The 19,042-nt window shown below is 42.3% G+C and carries 20 protein-coding genes; 5 read left to right on the plus strand and 15 right to left on the minus strand.

All coding sequences use genetic code 11. The features are described 5' to 3' along the window. Positions 1 to 8: 8 nt before the first annotated feature. Together sleB and prsW are read right to left on the minus strand one after the other, a co-directional pair. The gene (gene sleB / locus RH061_RS15210; RefSeq protein ID WP_396654896.1) at positions 9 to 761 is read right to left on the minus strand and encodes a spore cortex-lytic enzyme; all 753 of its coding nucleotides are present in this window, start codon (positions 759 to 761) and stop codon (positions 9 to 11) included. A 144-nt stretch (positions 762 to 905) separates the two neighbouring features. After that, positions 906 to 1,577, minus strand: coding sequence for a glutamic-type intramembrane protease PrsW (gene prsW / locus RH061_RS15215; protein ID WP_311071388.1), 672 nt, complete (start codon positions 1,575 to 1,577; stop codon positions 906 to 908). Positions 1,578 to 1,680: 103 nt separating this feature from the next. Between prsW and RH061_RS15220 the strand changes: the two genes are divergently transcribed. After that, positions 1,681 to 2,652, plus strand: coding sequence for an asparaginase (locus tag RH061_RS15220; RefSeq protein WP_311071390.1), 972 nt, complete (start codon positions 1,681 to 1,683; stop codon positions 2,650 to 2,652). A 430-nt stretch (positions 2,653 to 3,082) separates the two neighbouring features. On the opposite strand, the gene RH061_RS15225 is transcribed toward RH061_RS15220, so the two are convergent. The 7 genes from RH061_RS15225 to RH061_RS15255 all read right to left on the minus strand — a co-directional run bounded on the left by RH061_RS15225 (position 3,083) and on the right by RH061_RS15255 (position 9,298). Beyond that, on the minus strand, positions 3,083 to 4,048 hold the full coding sequence (locus RH061_RS15225) for a YpdA family putative bacillithiol disulfide reductase (RefSeq protein WP_311071391.1): 966 nt from the start codon (positions 4,046 to 4,048) through the stop codon (positions 3,083 to 3,085). 109 nt (positions 4,049 to 4,157) lie between these two features. Further along, the gene (locus RH061_RS15230; RefSeq protein ID WP_167831393.1) at positions 4,158 to 5,435 is read right to left on the minus strand and encodes a Glu/Leu/Phe/Val family dehydrogenase; all 1,278 of its coding nucleotides are present in this window, start codon (positions 5,433 to 5,435) and stop codon (positions 4,158 to 4,160) included. Positions 5,436 to 5,786: 351 nt separating this feature from the next. After that, positions 5,787 to 6,371, minus strand: a complete 585-nt coding sequence (locus tag RH061_RS15235) for a genetic competence negative regulator (protein WP_311071394.1) — start codon at positions 6,369 to 6,371, stop codon at positions 5,787 to 5,789. A gap of 64 nt (positions 6,372 to 6,435) precedes the next feature. Next, positions 6,436 to 7,347, minus strand: coding sequence for a MerR family transcriptional regulator (locus tag RH061_RS15240; protein WP_311071395.1), 912 nt, complete (start codon positions 7,345 to 7,347; stop codon positions 6,436 to 6,438). 64 nt (positions 7,348 to 7,411) lie between these two features. Next, complete coding sequence (locus RH061_RS15245; RefSeq protein WP_311071396.1) at positions 7,412 to 8,200, minus strand: metallophosphoesterase; 789 nt, start codon at positions 8,198 to 8,200, stop codon at positions 7,412 to 7,414. Positions 8,201 to 8,223: 23 nt separating this feature from the next. Further along, a complete protein-coding gene (locus RH061_RS15250) occupies positions 8,224 to 8,604 on the minus strand; it encodes a hypothetical protein (RefSeq protein ID WP_311071397.1) in 381 nt (126 codons plus the stop codon). 61 nt (positions 8,605 to 8,665) lie between these two features. Further along, on the minus strand, positions 8,666 to 9,298 hold the full coding sequence (locus RH061_RS15255) for a CBS domain-containing protein (protein WP_311071399.1): 633 nt from the start codon (positions 9,296 to 9,298) through the stop codon (positions 8,666 to 8,668). A gap of 145 nt (positions 9,299 to 9,443) precedes the next feature. On the opposite strand from RH061_RS15255, the gene RH061_RS15260 reads away from it, so the two are divergent. Genes RH061_RS15260 through RH061_RS15270 form a run of 3 tightly spaced genes read left to right on the plus strand, consistent with a single transcriptional unit; the run spans position 9,444 to position 10,527 of the window. Further along, a complete protein-coding gene (locus RH061_RS15260; RefSeq protein ID WP_213368303.1) occupies positions 9,444 to 9,674 on the plus strand; it encodes a spore coat associated protein CotJA in 231 nt (76 codons plus the stop codon). Further along, the gene (locus tag RH061_RS15265; RefSeq protein ID WP_311071402.1) at positions 9,671 to 9,931 is read left to right on the plus strand and encodes a spore coat protein CotJB; all 261 of its coding nucleotides are present in this window, start codon (positions 9,671 to 9,673) and stop codon (positions 9,929 to 9,931) included. Before RH061_RS15260 ends, RH061_RS15265 begins: the two co-directional genes overlap by 4 nt. A 26-nt stretch (positions 9,932 to 9,957) precedes the next feature. Further along, positions 9,958 to 10,527: a manganese catalase family protein gene (locus RH061_RS15270; RefSeq protein WP_311071404.1), complete on the plus strand. Its 570-nt coding sequence runs from the start codon at positions 9,958 to 9,960 to the stop codon at positions 10,525 to 10,527. A 128-nt stretch (positions 10,528 to 10,655) separates the two neighbouring features. Here the strand turns inward: RH061_RS15270 and RH061_RS15275 are convergent, their stop codons facing one another. Next, on the minus strand, positions 10,656 to 12,209 hold the full coding sequence (locus RH061_RS15275) for an IS1182 family transposase (protein WP_311071405.1): 1,554 nt from the start codon (positions 12,207 to 12,209) through the stop codon (positions 10,656 to 10,658). Positions 12,210 to 12,508: 299 nt separating this feature from the next. Further along, entirely contained in the window at positions 12,509 to 12,967 is a 459-nt protein-coding gene (locus tag RH061_RS15280) for a YpbF family protein (protein WP_311071407.1), read from the minus strand. A 419-nt stretch (positions 12,968 to 13,386) separates the two neighbouring features. Between RH061_RS15280 and RH061_RS15285 the strand changes: the two genes are divergently transcribed. Then, positions 13,387 to 14,844 (plus strand): IS1182 family transposase, encoded by a 1,458-nt coding sequence (locus tag RH061_RS15285; protein ID WP_311070855.1) that lies wholly within the window; start codon positions 13,387 to 13,389, stop codon positions 14,842 to 14,844. Positions 14,845 to 14,979: 135 nt separating this feature from the next. Here RH061_RS15285 and RH061_RS15290 read toward each other — a convergent pair whose 3' ends face one another. From RH061_RS15290 to RH061_RS15305, 4 genes are read right to left on the minus strand one after another with little or no spacing between them, the layout of a single operon-like run. After that, complete coding sequence (locus RH061_RS15290; protein WP_311071409.1) at positions 14,980 to 15,705, minus strand: LysM peptidoglycan-binding domain-containing protein; 726 nt, start codon at positions 15,703 to 15,705, stop codon at positions 14,980 to 14,982. After that, on the minus strand, positions 15,698 to 16,300 hold the full coding sequence (locus RH061_RS15295) for a CPBP family intramembrane glutamic endopeptidase (protein ID WP_311071411.1): 603 nt from the start codon (positions 16,298 to 16,300) through the stop codon (positions 15,698 to 15,700). The genes RH061_RS15290 and RH061_RS15295 overlap by 8 nt, the downstream gene beginning before the upstream one ends. Further along, on the minus strand, positions 16,300 to 17,799 hold the full coding sequence (locus tag RH061_RS15300) for a RecQ family ATP-dependent DNA helicase (protein ID WP_311071412.1): 1,500 nt from the start codon (positions 17,797 to 17,799) through the stop codon (positions 16,300 to 16,302). Before RH061_RS15300 ends, RH061_RS15295 begins: the two co-directional genes overlap by 1 nt. Beyond that, a complete protein-coding gene (locus RH061_RS15305) occupies positions 17,790 to 18,851 on the minus strand; it encodes a YpbB family protein (RefSeq protein ID WP_311071414.1) in 1,062 nt (353 codons plus the stop codon). The genes RH061_RS15300 and RH061_RS15305 overlap by 10 nt, the downstream gene beginning before the upstream one ends. Positions 18,852 to 19,042 lie beyond the last annotated feature (191 nt).

Consider the following 19,042-nt stretch of genomic DNA (forward strand, 5'->3'; position numbering starts at 1 on the left):
ACTCACCCCTATTTACAAAAAATATGTTTCCCGATTTTTTTGATTTGTGGTCGTGACCAAATCCATGCACTGGTGGCTGTATCGGGATTAAAATAGTACATAGCATTTCCGGTTGGATCCCAGCCATTGATTGCATCAAGGACCGCCTTTTTTGCCGTCTCGTTCGGCGTTAGCCAGATTTGGCCATCAGCAACTGCTGTGAACGCTCTCGGCTCGAAAATAACCCCTGATACTGTATTCGGGAAAGTAGCACTGTCCACTCTGTTTAAAATGACTGCCGCCACTGCTACCTGTCCGGTATAAGGTTCACCCCTGGCTTCTCCATAGACCGCATTGGCCATGAGCTGGATATCATTTTGAGAGAACCCATTTGGAGTATTTGTCGCAGCAGCTGGTTTTGGTGCTGGTTGGCTTTGGGCACCTCCGCCACCGCCTGTTGTGCCTCCGCCCGTTTCGCCGCCCCAGGCGATTTTTGCATTCGGCGTCGCTTTTGCAAGCTTGAGTTTCGTCTCCCATCCTGCAACTCCATCGATCTCCAAACCAAATTCATATTGGAAGTTTCGCAGAGCCCAATAGGTGCCCCAACCGAATACTCCGTCGATTTTGCCATTATAAAAACCAATATGCTTGAGACGCGATTGAAGTTCGATAACATCGTCTCCTACTGCACCCTTTTGCAGCACTTGACTGGTAAAGGCCTCAGCCCTCTGATCGACTTGGCTGAATTGTACAAAAGACAAGATCAAAGCCGTCGCGGCCATCACCTTCAAGATAGACCGAAAATTCTTCATTGAATGCAACCCCCAAAGATGTGTACTTAAAAGATTACTCCTATTTTTTGTTAAGAGTTGACTTTTATTCCACAAAACAAAAAAACCCTTCATTTTTTAGAAATGAAGAGTTTTTCAGATTGTATATTGCTTTTCGACCTGCTGAAGAGTCAGTACCCGGGCTTTTTTCACTTTTCTCAACCCAAGCCACCAAAGGAAAATCATGAATGGAACCATCAGAACCAGCCAATCTTCCCTGGTCATGAGGATGAAATCATAAACACCATGCAGAAGGATTGGAACCGTCAGAGATAGCAGGATCCACTTCCTTTGAACCCCGGGTGAAAATTTTGCCTTACCTATATAGTAACCCATTATGACCCCAAACAGCGCATGGCTGGATACTGGCAGAAGCGCCCTTCCAATTGCGTCCTGGAGGCCATTGGCTAGCAGATAAAATATATTTTCAGCTGATGCAAAACCAAGTGATACAGACACGCCGTAGATAATGCCATCATAATGTTCATCAAAGGAAATATGCTGAAAAATCGTATAATAAAGGATAAACCATTTAAAGAATTCTTCTAGAAGACCAACCGTCCCGAATGCTTTTGTAAAGTCACCCTGGAACAATCCCTCGACAGAAAGCACATATTGAATGAACATAAGCGGAAATACAAGCAATGCACCGAATATGAACATTTTAAACACCAGAGATAGCGGCTCTGACTCATACTGGTCCTTTAAGTAAAAATAACTTAACAGCGCCAGACCCGGAGCTACACCGGCAGTAACTATTCCCAGCATATGCTGTCCTCTTTTCAATTTGTTTTTTTAATCGTATCATGTAATTAGTAGAAAGAAAATGAATTATTATTTCTTTCTCAACGGTCTTTCGGAGGTAATTTTTATGAAGAAAAATATTTTATTGATCCATACTGGCGGTACCATTTCCATGAGCGAGGATACAAGCGGAGCGGTTAAGCCCGGAACTAATAACCCTTTGACACAGGGAACCGACCTATTATCCAGTCTTGCTGAACTGGTAGTTGAAGAACCATTCAATCTGCCATCTCCACACATTACACCAAAAGAGATGATGGATTTGAAATACATCCTTGAGGATTATGATAAAAAAGGAACCATCGATGGCGCAGTCATTACCCATGGTACAGACACACTGGAAGAAACAGCTTATTTCCTTGACCTTACATGCCAGGCAAGCTTTCCGGTTGTTGTTACTGGTGCCATGAGATCCAGCAATGAAATCGGTTCTGACGGTCTCTATAATTTAATCTCATCCATAAGGGTCGCTTCCAGCCCGGAAGCAAAAGGAAAGGGTGTCCTTGTCGTCCTTAATGACGAAATTCACACAGCTGTGAACGTGACCAAAACACATACAAGCAATATTTCAACCTTTCAAAGCCCTCAATATGGCCCTATTGGCATCGTAACGAAAAGAGGAGTTCTTTTTCATCACACTCCTACGAAACACGAAAACTATCCAGTGGAAGACATCAGCAAAAAGGTCTCCCTGATCAAAGCACATGCAGGAATGGACTCTTCGCTGCTTAAAGCAATACTAGCTCTTAATGTGGATGGAGTAGTCATTGAAGCACTTGGACAAGGCAATCTGCCGCCTTCAGCACTTGAGGGTGTAACAGATTTTCTAGAGCACAATATCCCGGTCGTCATCGTTTCCAGAAGCTTTGCCGGCATTGTCCAGGATGTTTACGGCTATGAAGGCGGCGGCAAGCACCTGAAGGAATTGGGCGTCATCTTTTCAAATGGACTCAACGGCCAGAAAGCAAGGATCAAATTGCTAGTTGCCCTTGCCAAGACAGAAAATATTGATGAAATCAATGAGATGTTCATGTTCTAATAAAATGGAACAATCAGGATAATATATGAAAAAAGCGGTGCCTGTATGTGTGAAGGCACCGCTTTGGTTTTTTATCAGTGATCGAAAAGGAAATGTTCCCTTATGGACATCAGATAAGCTCAATAAGGGTACGATTAGCTCCTAAATGTATCCTTATAACATGCGAAAACGCTACATAAGGGCACGTTTAGCTCCTAAATGTATCCTTATAACATGCGAAAACGCTATATAAGGGCACGTTTAGCTCCTAAATGTATCCTTATACTAAGCGAGAACTCTGAAAAAGGGCACATTTAACTCCTAAATGTATCCTTATAACATGCGAAAGCTCTCTATAAGGGCACGATTCTCCTAATTGAATTCTTCTCCGTAAACAAAGCGGTGCGATTCAGGCACCGCTCTCTTTCATTCATTGAGTATAACTTCCACGCTAAAATCTGCTTGAGATGGCTTCTGCAATCTGGCCGCCATGGAACCGGCCGTTCTCGATGAAAATTTCATTTGCATTGTTCCCGGCAGCAATTACTCCTGCAATAAAAATGCCTGGCACATTAGTTTCCATTGTTTCGGGATCAAAGTGGGGCCTTCCTGTTTCTGCCTCGATTTTAACACCCATCTTTTTAAGGAAGGCATGGTCGGGCCGGTATCCTGTCATCGCAAAAACATGATCATTCTTTAATTTCACCTGTTCCCCTTCACGCTCGTAGACCACATATTCTTCTTCAATCTCTTTTACTTCTGCATTGAATACCATTTTTACAGAACCGGCCCTTACAAGCGCTTCGAATTCTGGCAGTACCCACGGTTTGATGCTGGGCGAATATTCAGCACCCCTGTACAATACCGTCACTCGTGCCCCTGCCTTCTCCAGCTCAATGGCTGCGTCCACACTGGAGTTTTTCCCGCCAATGACCACTACGTCCATATCGAAGTAAGGATGGGCTTCTTTGAAATAGTGGGAAACCTTGGATAACTCTTCACCCGGTATACCCATGAGATTCGGATGATCATAGTAACCAGTCGCTATGATGATGTTTTTTGCAGTGTATTGCTGTTTATCCGTGGAAACCCTAAAAACAGCATCGCTCTCTTTTTTAACTTCCGTCACCTTTTCATATTTATTGATCCTAAGCTTTTCCCGCTTGACCACTTCACGGTAATATACCAATGCCTGATTCCGTTTTGGTTTAAGGTTTTCGGTTATGAAGGGCACATCGCCAATCGAAAGCTTTTCACTGCTGCTGAAGAAGGTCTGGTGAGTGGGATAATTATAGATCGCGTTCACGATATTGCCTTTTTCAATGATGAGGGGATTCATTCCCTTTTTCTTCAAAGCTATAGCCGCTGCAAGTCCGCAGGGGCCGCCCCCGATGATGATGACATCTTCGTTTGTCATATATTGTAAACACTCCTTATCGTTATGTCTAAAAAACATATAAAAAATCTCCCATCATTAAATGATAGGAGATTTCAACTTCAGATTCAATGAAGAACCCTTTTTAATGTTAGATCCATCCTCTGAAGCGGCTAGCTTCAGCCATTTTGCGTACACCCACCATATAGGCAGCAAGACGCATGTCTACCCTGCGAGTCTGAGCAGTATCATAAATGCTGTCGAAGGATTTCACCATAACCTTTTCAAGCTTCTCTTCCACTTCTTCTTCTGTCCAATAATAACCCTGGTTATTTTGGACCCATTCAAAGTAAGAAACAGTTACGCCGCCTGCAGAAGCGAGTACATCCGGAACCAGCAGGATGCCGCGTTCTGTAAGGATTTCTGTTGCTTCAAGCGTTGTTGGGCCGTTTGCAGCCTCAACGACGATACTGGCCCTGATATTGTGGGCATTTTCTTCGGTAATCTGATTTTCTATCGCAGCTGGAACAAGGATGTCACAATCAAGTTCCAACAATTCTTTATTTGTAATTGTATTATTGAATAATTTGGTTACTGTACCGAAACTGTCTCTACGGTCAAGCAAGTAATCGATATCAAGTCCTTCAGGATCATGGAGCCCACCATAAGCATCAGATATACCGATGATTTTCGCTCCAGCATCGTGCATGAACTTTGCTAAGTAGCTTCCGGCATTACCGAATCCCTGGACGACAACTCTTGCGCCTTCAAGTTCAATTCCCTTTTTCTTTGCAGCTTCGCGGATACAAATCGTAACCCCTTTTGCTGTTGCTGATTCACGACCATGTGAACCACCGAGTACCAGCGGCTTGCCTGTAATGAATCCTGGAGAGTTAAATTCATCTATACGGCTGTATTCATCCATCATCCAAGCCATAATCTGCGAGTTCGTGAAAACATCAGGTGCCGGGATGTCTTTTGTTGGCCCTACGATTTGGCTGATCGCACGGACATATCCACGGCTCAATCTTTCCAGTTCCCTGAATGACATGTCGCGAGGATCACAAACGATCCCGCCTTTTCCGCCGCCGTACGGCAGATCGACAATACCACATTTCAAGCTCATCCAGATTGATAAGGCTTTAACTTCTTTCTCTGATACGTTTGGATGGAAACGTATTCCTCCCTTTGTTGGACCCACTGCATCATTGTGCTGCGCCCGGTAGCCAGTAAAGACTTTAACAGATCCGTCATCCATTCTGACTGGAATTTTCACTGTCATCATCCTGAGCGGCTCCTTTAAAAGCTCAAAGACCTCATCTGGGTATCCGAGTTTTTCCAAAGCCTTGTGAATAACAGTTTGTGTAGATCGTAAGACGTCATGTTTGTCTTCTTTATTTGGATTTTCATTACCGTTTGCGGCTACCATTGATAAACCTCCTAAATCACTTTTGCGGATGTTGTCTGCTTTCATGGATTAGTATACACCTTTGGTTATTTTATGCAAGAAGAAAAAAACAGTTTTCCGCATTTTTTGATTATTAAATGAAAACGCTGCCATTCAAGCCCTTATTATTATTGGCTTAATAATAAATTGACTGAATAATAAGACATTCCATGATGAAAATGCTGTATTTAGATAGTCATCTTCAGTGATAAATACATCAATGAAATTCCAACATTCCCTTCTTAGGCTATCAGATAATTCAGCTTAAGCAACTTGACTTAAACATCACCACTTAAACACAATTCCCCATTAAAAAAAGCCGAAACCTATCCATTATTTAATAAAATAATGGACAAGGCTTTCGACTGCACGTTCTTCCATAATCTCGTTCCCATACTCGAGCAGTCTATGGATGCTCAATATTGATGGAACTCCGTATTCTGCCATTAAAGACACCGTCATATTGACCTCATCAGGCAATATTCCATTCATAAGCAAATAATAATGGTCATTCATGGAATGCAGGCTTCCTCCATTAATACCGGCGTCCAAGAGCCTTTTCGCCAGCGGGATCACGTCCTCGATATCTTCGAATTCAAACAGTATGTCTTCGCTTCCATCGACTGTTACCTGCATTTCTATGATTCCATCATCAAACTGCTCCTCATCTTCATCCTGTTCAATCATAGTGACGATCATGACCATCCCCTGGGCATGCAATGAAAAGATCTCCACTGCAACTGAACCGATGATCTCCAAATCGAATTCATCGCTGGCTTCTTCGAGCATATCATGAAAAAGCTGGTGCCACTTCAACGAATCCTTCCATATATCTTCTTTGGTCAATCCCCGATCGGATAAGTCATCTATCGTTAGGAATATCTTAATCTTATTGTTAGTTAATCGTTCCAAGCGCATATTCATGCCCCCTGCCATCGCAAAGCTCTTATTGTAGTTTATGAAAATATCGCAGGTTGGTGAGTTATTTCAATTGATCGATGCGCTTTTTCAACCATTTTTCCCATTCGGCTCTGGTCATTCCCACAAGATACTCCCGATATTGTTCTTGCAGCTCTATAGGCATGGAGTCCATCGCGATTCCGCCGAGCCCTATGATAAGCTCGGGATAAATCTTATTCATCTCTTCAGCAAGCTCCAATGTTGCCTTTCTATTTTCCTCGAGAGTGCAGGAGAAGAAAAGGAATTTTGGTTTGATTTTTTCCACAACTACCTTTAGGTCATTCTCCGCAAGACTTGTGCCAAGGAAGATAACTTCAAAGCCTTTCCGCCTTAGATAAAGCGTATAGATTAACAAGCCTAGTTCATGTTTCTCGCCGGGCCCGCAAACTGCAATAGACTTTGGAAGGAATGAGCTGTGCGGAAAAGAATTAGATAGCCCTTCTATTCGCGAACGTATGAATGACGAAGCAAAATGCTCATGTGCAGTCGTTATACTTCCCTCTTCCCATAAATCGCCCACCTTAATCAAAATGGGACCCAATAAATCAATAACAGTTTTATCTATTGTATAAAGACTGAAAGCTTGGTTGATCAATTCATGCGATTTGGTGCTGTCGAACTCCAGGAGTGCGGCCAGCAGCTTGTCCCCTATTTCATCAACCTGGTCCCTTTTTGGCGCTTCAGCTTCATCCATTGATAAAGAAGAATTTTCAAGCAAAGAAACGGCCTGGCTGATTGTGAAACCCTGATTGATTTTTGAAATCAGCCACCTTAATGTTTCTACATGTTCCTCGGTATATAATCGATGACCGGAATCATTTCTCACTGGGGCAATCATCTGGTATCTTCTTTCCCAGGCCCTTAGTGTTCCTGGCTGGATATCAAGCATCCTGGATACTGCCTTAATATTGTATTTTACTGACTCATTCCCCATGCTAAAACCTCCGTTATTACCTGTATTACCGATTATATCCGTGTTTTGGCTTAGCTGTAAAACTTCAATCTGCTCGCCTGGAATCCGTAACCAATGTAATCAAATGCGTCTCTGCCCTGGCTCCGAGTCGAAGAGGGACACCTGTGGTTCCATAGCCATTGCTGGTCAGCACCGTAACGCCGTTTTTCTCTTTGATTCCGCCTAATTCATAAGGGCCGAACCCGAAAATCCTGATTTGTCCCCCGTGAGTATGGCCGCTCAAAACAAGGCGTATACCGTATTCTGGCTTGATACTGTGAGCGATGGCAGGGTTGTGGCTAATAAGGATTCTGAACCCTTCTTCCTCCGCATCCCGTACCGCCAGATCCAGCCTGCTTTTACCAAGGCTCAAATCATCTATGCCCAGGATGTGCATGACATCGCCGGTTCTTGACTCGAATTTAACTGCAGTATTGTCCAATACTTTCACACCCAGGTGGTACAAAAGAGAGTCAAGTTCATGAGAATTGAATTCATAATCATTGTTTCCCCATACGAAAAAAACAGGGGCTATCGTTTTCAGTTTCTCAATATTGGCAGATATCCTCTCCAAGGGCACTCCTTTTTCAGCCAGGTCGCCCCCAATGATCACTAGGTCTGCCTTACCCTTCACAGCTGTAATGATTGAATCTTGAATAATCCGCTTATGGACATCTGAAATGAAAAAGATTTTGACTGATCCAAAGCTTTCCGGAAAATCCATCAATCGGATTTCCTGCTCAAGCACTCTGTCAGCAAAGGCCTGACGATACATATATAATAAAAGGAAGCTGCCAACCAGCAGCATTCCAAGTATGAAAAAAATTATCTCCATTTTTTCCTCCCGCCATTCTTTATCTAGCTTTCATTTCCGTCCTCTGGTGAGCTAAATGACATCATACCATAAAGCAAACAGAAAACGAAAAATATTGCTGTCTCCCAGACACCCAGGGGCAATAGCAAAAAAAAGAAACCTAGACTGATGAGGGCTAAAACAATATCTGACCCTAACCCCTTTTCACCTTTAATAGCCCTTACGATTCCAACTCCCCCGTCCCGGATCAGCCCTCCGATTGCATACATCCCGAAGACAAGAGCCACTGCTACGGCAAGGAACTCAATAGGATGTAAAATAAACTCTCCCAGGAACTCTTCGGAGGGATTGACAGCAGTCAGCGACATGATGAACAGGTAACCACATAACAATCCAATGACCAGTCTGAAAACTTTCCAAAGCATACAAAAACCTCCCATACACAATGTATGAAAGGCTCTTGTCTTTATTTCCGTATAGAAGACATCAAACTTCGTGGATATCCAGAATGCGGAATCCAGACTCTTCCAGTTTCTTGACGAACTTATCAATATTGTCTTTCTTTTCAATTTTCATGACAATCCTGCGGACAAGCTTGTCTGTTTCATCAAAAGTGACCAAAGAGATGATATGTTCATGGAACTGGTGTGCGATATCAGCCAGTCTTGCGATACGTCCTTCTGTTTCGACAGAAGTAAACGCAATCCTGACACCCTCTCTATGTACTCCAAAAGCACTCTGGAATTGGTCCAGAGCATCAGAGCGAGTTACAGCTCCCTGGAATTTCCCTTTTTCATCGACAACCGCCATAAGCGGGATATCCTTTAATTTAACCAATGTGCTTTCGAAGATCTCAATGCCATGCAGAATTTGTTCCTGAAGGCAAAGCACGTCAGCAGCAACCTTGTTCTGGAGGAAATCATCCTTCTCTCCCCCTGCCTTGAAGTATTCCTCATAGATGCCGTATCTTGTGACCACACCTGCATATTGATCTCCATCAAGTACAGGTACACCATCAATTTCATTTCCATCAAGCTTTTCAAGAATATTTTGCAATGATTCATCTAGTTGCGCTGTAATACATTTATACTTCGGTATCATGATACTTTTTACAAACATTCCACTCACCTCGAATTTTAAAGTCCTGCCCTTCCTTATATACTTCTGCATTTCTGCAAAAATCCCTTCTTTCACAGATAAATTTAACATGAAATAAAATTTTGCTCATAAAATGAAATGAAGTTTATATAGAGGAGGGCTTAGCTTGTCAACATACAGAAGAGTTTGGTATCCGTACGCCAGTCCCTTCGATCCTTGTCCGCCAATCAAGGCGAAAACGTATTCCACACCACCGAATCTATTCCTGGGCTTCCAGCCGCCCAATCTAGAACAATTCACGCCCATGCAGGCATTAAGAACCGGAACACTTTGGAAGGTCTTCTATGACCCGTGGTATTCACCTTATGAGGCACCAAGGGAGGATGACCATTCATGAAACAATTACCTAAAGAATTTTATGCCGCCATGGAAGAACTCCAGGCAGTCGATTTTGTTCTCGTGGACCTTACTCTATACTTAGACACCCACCCAGAGGACTATAATGCCATTAACCAGTTCAATCAGTTCGCTAAAGAAAGACGCAGATTAAAGAAGGTTGTTGAAAGCATGTATGGACCTCTCCAACAATTCGGCAACAGCTACTCTGGTTATCCATGGAACTGGGATGACGGTCCTTGGCCTTGGCAGATCTAAATTCAAATTAGGAGGGGGTAAGGAAAATGTGGCTTTATGAAAAAAAATTGCAATATCCCGTAAAAGTTAGCACATGTAACCCCATGCTCGCTAAATTCCTGGTGGAGCAATATGGCGGGGCTGACGGAGAACTAGCAGCCGCACTTCGTTACTTAAACCAGCGCTACACGATTCCCGATAAGGTAATTGGACTGCTTACTGATATTGGTACTGAAGAATTTGCTCACTTGGAAATGATCGCTACGATGATTTACAAACTGACCAAGGATGCCACACCTGAACAGATGAAACAAGCTGGACTTGATGCCCATTATGCGAATCATGATAGTGCCCTTTTCTACCATAATGCTGCAGGTGTTCCGTGGACCGCATCCTATATTCAGGCAAAAGGCGACCCGATAGCTGATCTATATGAAGATATCGCTGCCGAAGAAAAAGCAAGAGCAACTTATCAATGGATCATCAATATGAGCGATGACCCTGACCTGAATGATGGCTTACGATACCTTAGAGAACGCGAAATCATCCATTCCCAGCGTTTCCGTGAAGCAGTGGAAATCCTAAAGGATGAACAAGGGAAAAAGAGAATTTTCTAAAATAAACAGAGGCTGACTCAAAAGGTTGAATAAATTCGACCTGAGAGTCGCCTCTTTTACTTTTTATCCAATTTATGGGTTTGGATTTGATGGATTTATAAGGGAAAGAGGGATATTCCTCCCCTTAGTTACCCTAATTTTTGTTCGCTTTCCTTGTTGGCTGCCCACTTCAAAAGATTGTGTGCAGCGCAAATAAGACCCCAATCCGTGGTATTTTTGGAGAGGCCTCTTAACCCAAATCTTTTAAACCCTCGATTGTGTTTAATCTGCCCAAATACTGGCTCGACATCTATTTTTCTCTGCCTGTATCTTTGGCTTCCTTCTTCCGCAGCCAATCGTTCCCGAACTTCTTTTCGTTGTTGTTGGTTTTTCACTGAGACCTGTACGGTCTTTGTATCTTTGTCTTTGGCACAGGTTGTTTGGAATGGACAGTTCATACAATCGGTACAGCGGTACGTGCGCTTCACGGAATCGTAACCGTTGTCGGACTTTCTTTGACTCTCATACTGGAAAACCAGGCGTTTTCCGTTTGCACAAATCCATTCATCTAGCTCTTCGTCATACTCCATATTTTCAACTCGGCCAATTTGTTCCTTCCATGCCTTTGTCTGTTCCTTGTCAAAAGTATTGTATTTAATGTACGCTTCTATTTCCTGTTCTTCACAATGTGCATAGTTCTCTTCGCTTCCATAACCAGAGTCGGCAATAACGGCCTTTGGCTTCGGGCGGTTATGTTTTTCCAAAAGTTCAAGATGGGGAATCATGCATCCAGGATCTCCAGCCCGTTGATGGAGGCTGAAGTTGGTGATGAACTGATTTTCTGTTCCAATCTGAACATTATATCCAGGCTTTAACTGCCCGTTCATCATGTGGTCCTCTTTCATTCGCATAAAAGTGGCATCGGTATCCGTCTTAGAAAAGCTGTTTCTCTCTCCAAAAGTCTGTTTCTGAAGTTCATACTTCTGCTTTCGAGGTAGAAGGTCTTTTTCCAGTTGGCGCTTTGCCTTCTTTAAAGGTTTGTTTTTTGGATCCTGTTCCAGTCTCTCTTCCAGCTTTTTAATGGTTTCTTCAATTTTTGCAGAAGAGATGGGTGTCTCTTCGAGCTTTTCCTGAAAATCTTGTTCCCTTTCTGCTTCTTCATCTTCTTTGGTGATTTGTTCAATCCCAAAGACAATCTGGCGGAATTTCTCGTCCAACTTTTTATCGTATTTTTCAGTGGACTTCTTCCAAACAAAAGTATACTTGTTGGCGTTTGCCTCCAATTTGGTCCCATCCAGGAAATAGTCTTCTAGCTTCACAAGTCCTTCCTCCCGAAGGAGGTCGACTATGGAAAAGAACGTCTCATAGATGACATCTTTCATGCGTTCGGAACGGAAACGGTTGATGGTACGAAAATCAGGCTTCTGTTCGCCGGAGAGCCACATGAACATAATATTCTCTGTTAGCTGTTTCGCGATTTGTCGAGAGGAATAAATACGGTTGGCATATGCATAAAGAATGACTTTTAACATCATTTGAGGATGGTAAGGCGGCCGTCCTCCACCAGGATAAAGAGAGAGAAAGATATTGGGGTTCATCTGGTCGACGGCAAAATCAATCAATCGAACAAGGTGCTGTTGAGGAATCAAAACTTGAATGTCCATTGGAAGGGTCAATTGGTTTGTGTTATAATTTTTATACAAGAAAATCTCTCCTTTTGTATAGTTGGTTGTGGTGACTTAATTATAACAAAAGAGGTTTTTCTTGTATTTTTTTGCACAAAAAATGAATTTAGAAACCTGAGTTGATTGGAGTGGAAGGCGCGTAGACTCCTGCGGGCGCAGCTGGTCAGGTGAGACCCCGCAAGAGCGAAGCGATGAGGAGGCTCAGCGCCAGCCCCGCGGAAAGCGAAGCGCCTGGAACGGAAATCAACGGACCATTTTTACAAGTAGTCTCAAAAATAAAGAGGGTGCCCAAAAGTTTATACTTTTGGGACACCCTCTTATTTATTTTCATGGAATAGATTGATATCAAATTTCTTTTTCATCATATCAAATACAATATGGCGATTTTTCCATTCCTCTTCTTTTTTCCACAAATCCTTGCTCCGGTCTACTATTTCACAGCGGAGTGCCTGATATTCCTTCTCTGCCTTTTCTCGCTTCTCTTTCAATAGGATCATGAACCCGTAGGTCCCTACCGTTATAATGAGGAAATATAGATTCGCGGAATTCTGGACGTACACCGAAAATATCTCGGCGAATGAATAGGAGTACGGCTTCAAAACGGTTATATAAAGATAGTAAAAGTAAATTGTAATCAAGCTTATCGTTGCCCATACAGATAATAGATGCCTTGATTTAAAACGGTCGAACTTTTTCTTGCGGTCGATTAAATTCTGCAGCATCCTTTTCGTTGCTGGATCTGTACGGTCATCCAGATTGATGATTTCTTGTTCCATGGCAAGCCCTCCCCTTTATATAATTTTTATGAACTTGTCCAGGGAGATATGATTATGCCAATGCAAAAAAGAAAAGAGATGCTTTCCATTTATTGAGTCAAAAAAAAGCCTGGAGTTTAACGAGGCCACTGAAAAAGTCCCCACTGGATAGCTTGTTAAATAGGACCGGTTGATTTCCACTCCAGGTTGCTTCGCTTTCCGCGGGGCGTGCGGTGAGCCTCCTCAGCGCTAAAGCGCCTGCGGGGTCTCACCTGTCCCGCTGATCCCGCAGGAGTCTACGCACCTTCCGTTCCAATCAACCTAGTGCTACTAAACCTTATTTAGACAAACTATAAACCGTTCAAATCCTGACTTTTTTAAGGGATTTGGGCGGTTTTTATTTTATAATAGAATTAATTTAGCTGAAATGGGTGGTTCCAATGATGTCAATGCAACAATCAATCAAACTAAGTCCTTATATGGGTCTCTATGACCTTATCGTGCCAAAGGATAATATGTTGCGTCAGATTAATGATCTGGTTGACTTTACCTTTGTTTATGAAGAGCTCAAGGATAAGTATTGCCTTGATAACGGCAGGAACGCAATCGATCCCATTCGCATGTTCAAATATCTATTATTAAAAACCATCCATGACCTTTCGGACGTGGATATTGTTGATCGTTCGAAGTATGATATGTCGTTCAAATATTTTCTGGATATGACTCCAGAAGAGGAAGTTATAGACCCGAGCTCCCTGACCAAATTCCGTAAATTGAGGTTAAAGGATATTAACCTCCTGGATCTGCTTATTAATAAAACGGTGGAGATTGCTTTAGAAAAAGAGATCATCAAAAGCAAATCCATTATTGTCGATGCCACTCATACAAAAGCCCGTTATAATCAGATGAAACCGAAAGAAGTTCTGATGGAGCGTTCCAAGAAGCTAAGGAAGGCAATTTACCAAATCGATGAATCCATGAAATCCAAATTTCCTTCCAAGACAAAGACTGATGTGTTGGAGGATGAAATTGCCTATTCACAGAAACTCATTGAAGTGATTGAAAAGGAAGAGACCCTGATTCAATACCCGGTAGTAAAAGAACAGCTTAACTTATTGAAAGAGACGGTCGCAGATGACCTTGAACAGATCAAATGCTCAAAGGATCATGATGCGAAAGTGGGACACAAGACGGCAGATTCCTCTTTCTTTGGATACAAGACCCACCTGGCAATGAGCGAGGAACGAATCATAACGGCAGCTGTCATTACGACAGGCGAGAAAAACGATGGCAAGCAACTTCAAACTCTTATTGAGAAAAGCGAAGACGCAGGTATACAGGTTGAGACTGTGATCGGCGATGCGGCGTATTCAGAAAAAGACAATATTAAGTACAGTAAAACAAACAAAATAAACTTGGTCGCAAAATTGAATCCAAGTGTTACCCAGGGATTCCGCTCAAAGGAAGACGAATTCGAATTTAATAAGGACGCTGGGATGTATGTCTGTAAAGCAGGACACCTCGCAATCAGAAAGGCTCGAACCGGAAAGAAAAACACTGGAACGAACCAGGTAGATACCTATTATTTTGATATTGATAAGTGCAAGCGTTGCCCCTTAAGGGAAGGCTGTTATAAAGAAGGTGCGAAAAGTAAGACGTATTCTGTTTCCTTGAAGTCAACTGAACACCTAGACCAGGCAGAGTTTCAGGAAAGTGAATACTTTAAGCAGAAGTCCAAGGAGCGCTATAAGATTGAAGCGAAGAATAGCGAGTTGAAACACAGACACGGGTATGATGTAGCCACATCCTCGGGTCTAATTGGCATGGAAATGCAAGGCGCCATGGCCATTTTCACGGTCAATTTAAAAAGAATTTTAAAACTGAAAGGGCAACAATAGAGGCCAAAGGGGACAAGAAACTGGAAAAAAAGCCGATTCAATTCCAAAAATATGGAGTTGGATCGGCTTTTTTGTTTGGTTATCATGAAAATCTAAAAAATCGGCAGATTTTCAGTGGCCTGAGTTTAACTCCGGCTAATTTTTGATCGGTATTTTCAGTACTTGTCCTGCTTGAATCTCGTTTCCCTGGAGGTTATTAGCTTTTTTGATGATTGGGATTCCATCCTGGGATTTATAGTAGGTCATTGCTACTCTAAATAATGTTTCACTTGGTTTTACTGTATGGAAAATGACCTTTTCGCTGCTTTCGGGTGCATTTTCTTTTGCTGTTTTGATGTCTTCTGTATTAGCTGGTTCTGTTGCGGTTTCAGCAGAGGCTGGAACAGCTGTTTTTCCGCCTTCTTTTTCCTTACCATCAACTGTCCCTTCTACAGTGTTTTTGTCCCCGCCGCTTGAAGGAGCAGGTCCAGCTGCGACTACATCGATTCCATCAGGATCAGCAATTTCCTCATAGGATGGTGCTTCCTGATCGGCTTGCTGTTCCTTACTATTTATATCATCCTTGCTTTCAACGTTGATCATTTCTACCCCAGCACGTTCCAGGGTCTTATTCAAAGGCATCTTAGTGCCATCCAGGTAAGAGAGGATGCTGAAAAATGATATAGGAAGCAAGATGAAGAATAGAGCCATCAGTCTGATGACTGGGTATTTGACCTTAACTTTTGTTTTTTTGTGTTTTTGCCTGTGCATCTCACTCCTCGGCGGAAGTGATTCCTTTTTTTCAATACTATTCTCGGACTTGCGCTCTACTCTTTTTCTCAGCCGCTCCGCCTGGTCCCTGATAGGTTTTTCCTTATTCACTGTCTGTACCCCCAATTGTTGCATGAGTCCTGAATTTAATAATCAAGCCTAAGATAAAATCAATGAAAAAGTGCATCATGATTGTAACAAGAAGATTATTGGTCACCATATAAATATAGCCAATCAAGAAACTCAGTAAAATGATATTAGTAAACAAAAACCAATTGAACAGATAGCGATAATGAACAACTGCGAAAATGATGCTCGATAGGATCAAACCAGTATTCGTCTGGATGACTCCTCTAAAAAGTATTTCCTCACTGATTGCCACCATAGCCGCAATAAGCATGATTTGAACGACACTTCTATTTTTAAAGATCCTTTCGTTCAAGCCGCCATCGTCATAATAGGATTTCGGCAGATATTTCATGAGGACGTAATCCATAACTACGACAGAGGCTCCCGCAGTGAGACCTATTGACAGAATGCCCCAATCTCTCCAAACAAATATTTCCTTGAATTCATTTAAGCTATCAAACAATATCATACCTAATATCGCCGATATCGTTAATAGTAAAATTTGCGTAGCAACCAAGTGGAAAAGCAGTTCTTTTTCAGTAAGTCCTGCCACTGTTTCCTTATATCGATCCTTCATTATATCCGCTCTCTTATCAATAGAATTGAAGCCAATTCCTGCTTCCAGTCCAACTCAGCTTCACATTGACTAGCTGATTGTTCGGTGTCTTCAAAATGATTTATTTCTATCCCACAAATGCTGCAGCAATTCCGGGGCTTTTCCTGTATCTCTTCGCCGAACAAATCCAAAATAAAAGTTCTCTTGCAGTCCTTCGTGTGGATCCATTCGAGCATCTTCTTGATTTTCATGTTTTTTACAAATAAGCGATTTTCGATTAATTGGACGAGGCTTACTTTATCCCTTTTATAATCCATACTTTCTATATTAGACAGATAATCTTCGACAATCCTCCATTGTATCTCGGTGAAGCCGCAGATCATTGACAGTTCTTCTGCACGCCCGGCAAGATCTTGATAATGTATCTGGTTTTCGATAAGAAAGGCAAACAGCCTATCAATCTGGTATTGATCGGGCATCTCCCCTTCTGCAAGCTGGTATGCCAGCTGTTCGTCCCCCGGAGTGTAAATCAGGATAGCAATCGAATCACGGCCATCCCTTGCTGCCCTCCCTATTTCCTGAAGATAGGATTCGATTTGCAAGGGCATATGGAAATGAATCACAAAACGGACATCTTCTTTATTTATCCCCATTCCAAAAGCGCTTGTGGCACAGACAACATCCAGTTGTCCATTGATGAATTGCTGCTGGATGAGGATCCGGCTTTCCGGGTCCAGGCCACCATGATATGCCATCGCCTTCATGATCCCATTCTCCCTCAAATGCACCGCAGTTTGCTCAGCGACTTTCTTGCTGGAAAAATAAATGATTCCTGGACCTTTTAAGTATTTCACTAGCTCGACTGTCCGGTCCAGCTTCTCCTGAAAGGTAGATGCGAATTCCAAAGCAAGTGAAATAGCAGGACGGTCGACTGAATAGACTACTTCATTCCAAACTCCTAAATGAAGCTTTTCGGCAATATCTTTTCGAACCTCCGCTGAAGCAGTGGCTGTCAGTGCAAGAGTCAAAGGGCGGCCAAGCTTTTCGCGGAACTCTCCAAGCTTCAGGTAATCCGGCCTAAAATCATATCCCCATTGAGAAATACAATGGGCTTCATCCACAACAAACAGCGAGACAGACAATTTTTTAATCCGGTTCAATACTGAATCAATCCCCAGCATTTCTGGAGAAATGAAGATAAACCGATATCTTTCGAGTTCTTCCAATGCTTTAGCTTTCTGCTGCGGTGACAAAAAGGAGTTCAAGGCAATTACTCGCTTTTCACCCATAGCCATCATTTGGTCAACCTGATCCTGCATGAGTGACAGCAGAGGAGATATGACCAAAACAGGCCCGTCCAATAAATAACCCGGTAACTGGTAGCATAAGGACTTCCCCGTTCCAGTAGGCAACATGGAAATGGTATGTTTATTTTCTAAAACGGATTGTATCGTTTCTTCCTGCCCTGAACGGAATGCCTCGAAGCCAAAATACTTTTTTAAATATCGTTTTAATTCCATTCGACATCACCATACTTAGCCAGAACAAGCCTGATTTCAAAATAGGATGCATCAGCCACTTGTTCCTTGATTTGCTTTAATTTTCTCGCGTTATTCTGCTGAGCTGCCTGAAGAATTCTTTGCCTTTTCTCATGAACTACATAATCGTCTATATTGAATTCACTAATCGAAAGGGCAATTTCCACTACATGATCTTCGATCGTGCTTTGTTTGAGGTTCCGGACAGCTGCGACCTCCTCCAGGGTGTATCCCCTCTGCATCAATCTATACGTCTTTTCAGTCGAAAGCGTCAAAGGCACGCTTCTCTCCACTTTTTTTATCAATCCACTAAGTAATGGATAGGTATGTTCGTTCCCTATCACCTTATCGAACAGCGCATGCAGGCAATTTAAGAATTCGAAATGATAATGCGCGGGTTCCAGACCAATCTTTTCAGAAGCCTGTATGGTCGTCAATCCAATTTTTTTGAAACCTGTCAGCCTTAAAACAACCAATTCAGGTCTCGCCTTTTCATTATCGAGAGCAGATATAAGCTCTCCATAAAGCCTTTCTGCAAGCTTGTAGCGATCTTCATTTTGCTGTTTAATGAATTGTTTAACCCAAATATGGATTTCTCGCTTATTCCTTACAGGGATAAAGGAGCGTTCATGATTGATCAGATTTGAACTCACCTGGATCAGCAGCGTCAATCTTTCCCAGAAAGTATCCGTTACCTGATGGTATCTCCAGCCATTCAGATAATCAGGAAGCTTGTATTCAGCTGCCTTTTGTTCCAGTGCTTGCACTCCCTTTTCAGTTAAAATCACTTTTGTTTCTGCAATTTCCTCCACCAGTCCCCTTTGCTGAAGCCTATCAATCATTTTTTCGAGGCCAGTACGGGTAACTGTTGGATATGTATGAAAATATGGGGTGATTTTATACAAATGAGCATCCTGAATCGTTTGCGAGGAACGTTTGCCCTGAAGAAGGTGAAATAACGAATATATGGTTCTTTCGCCATTGATTTTGTTCAATATAGACAAAACAACTGTTTCCAGATACGTTATCTCCATAAAATCACCCTTGAATGAAAAATTAAGCAAAGGGCACGATAATATTCGTCGCCCACTATAGCAGAAAAATAATATACCATTATTTTAACATGAAAATATCTAGTAAAATGTTTTATTTTCAACGAAAAAATCACTCAACGCCTTGTGTGATAAGCATTCTCAATACTTTTTTTATTGAAATGTTGGCGATA

This window comes from Mesobacillus jeotgali, from assembly GCF_031759225.1.
Taxonomy (GTDB): domain Bacteria; phylum Bacillota; class Bacilli; order Bacillales; family Cytobacillaceae; genus Mesobacillus; species Mesobacillus jeotgali_B.

Coding starts and splice junctions, on each gene's coding strand:
- sleB (WP_396654896.1), bottom strand. CDS start 761: ATGGCCGCGACGGCTTTGATCTTGTCTTTTGTACAATTCAGCCAAGTC.
- prsW (WP_311071388.1), bottom strand. CDS start 1,577: ATGCTGGGAATAGTTACTGCCGGTGTAGCTCCGGGTCTGGCGCTGTTA.
- RH061_RS15220 (WP_311071390.1), top strand. CDS start 1,681: ATGAAGAAAAATATTTTATTGATCCATACTGGCGGTACCATTTCCATG.
- RH061_RS15225 (WP_311071391.1), bottom strand. CDS start 4,048: ATGACAAACGAAGATGTCATCATCATCGGGGGCGGCCCCTGCGGACTT.
- RH061_RS15230 (WP_167831393.1), bottom strand. CDS start 5,435: ATGGTAGCCGCAAACGGTAATGAAAATCCAAATAAAGAAGACAAACAT.
- RH061_RS15235 (WP_311071394.1), bottom strand. CDS start 6,371: ATGCGCTTGGAACGATTAACTAACAATAAGATTAAGATATTCCTAACG.
- RH061_RS15240 (WP_311071395.1), bottom strand. CDS start 7,347: ATGGGGAATGAGTCAGTAAAATACAATATTAAGGCAGTATCCAGGATG.
- RH061_RS15245 (WP_311071396.1), bottom strand. CDS start 8,200: ATGGAGATAATTTTTTTCATACTTGGAATGCTGCTGGTTGGCAGCTTC.
- RH061_RS15250 (WP_311071397.1), bottom strand. CDS start 8,604: ATGCTTTGGAAAGTTTTCAGACTGGTCATTGGATTGTTATGTGGTTAC.
- RH061_RS15255 (WP_311071399.1), bottom strand. CDS start 9,298: ATGTTTGTAAAAAGTATCATGATACCGAAGTATAAATGTATTACAGCG.
- RH061_RS15265 (WP_311071402.1), top strand. CDS start 9,671: ATGAAACAATTACCTAAAGAATTTTATGCCGCCATGGAAGAACTCCAG.
- RH061_RS15270 (WP_311071404.1), top strand. CDS start 9,958: ATGTGGCTTTATGAAAAAAAATTGCAATATCCCGTAAAAGTTAGCACA.
- RH061_RS15280 (WP_311071407.1), bottom strand. CDS start 12,967: ATGGAACAAGAAATCATCAATCTGGATGACCGTACAGATCCAGCAACG.
- RH061_RS15285 (WP_311070855.1), top strand. CDS start 13,387: ATGATGTCAATGCAACAATCAATCAAACTAAGTCCTTATATGGGTCTC.
- RH061_RS15295 (WP_311071411.1), bottom strand. CDS start 16,300: ATGAAGGATCGATATAAGGAAACAGTGGCAGGACTTACTGAAAAAGAA.
- RH061_RS15300 (WP_311071412.1), bottom strand. CDS start 17,799: ATGGAATTAAAACGATATTTAAAAAAGTATTTTGGCTTCGAGGCATTC.
- RH061_RS15305 (WP_311071414.1), bottom strand. CDS start 18,851: ATGGAGATAACGTATCTGGAAACAGTTGTTTTGTCTATATTGAACAAA.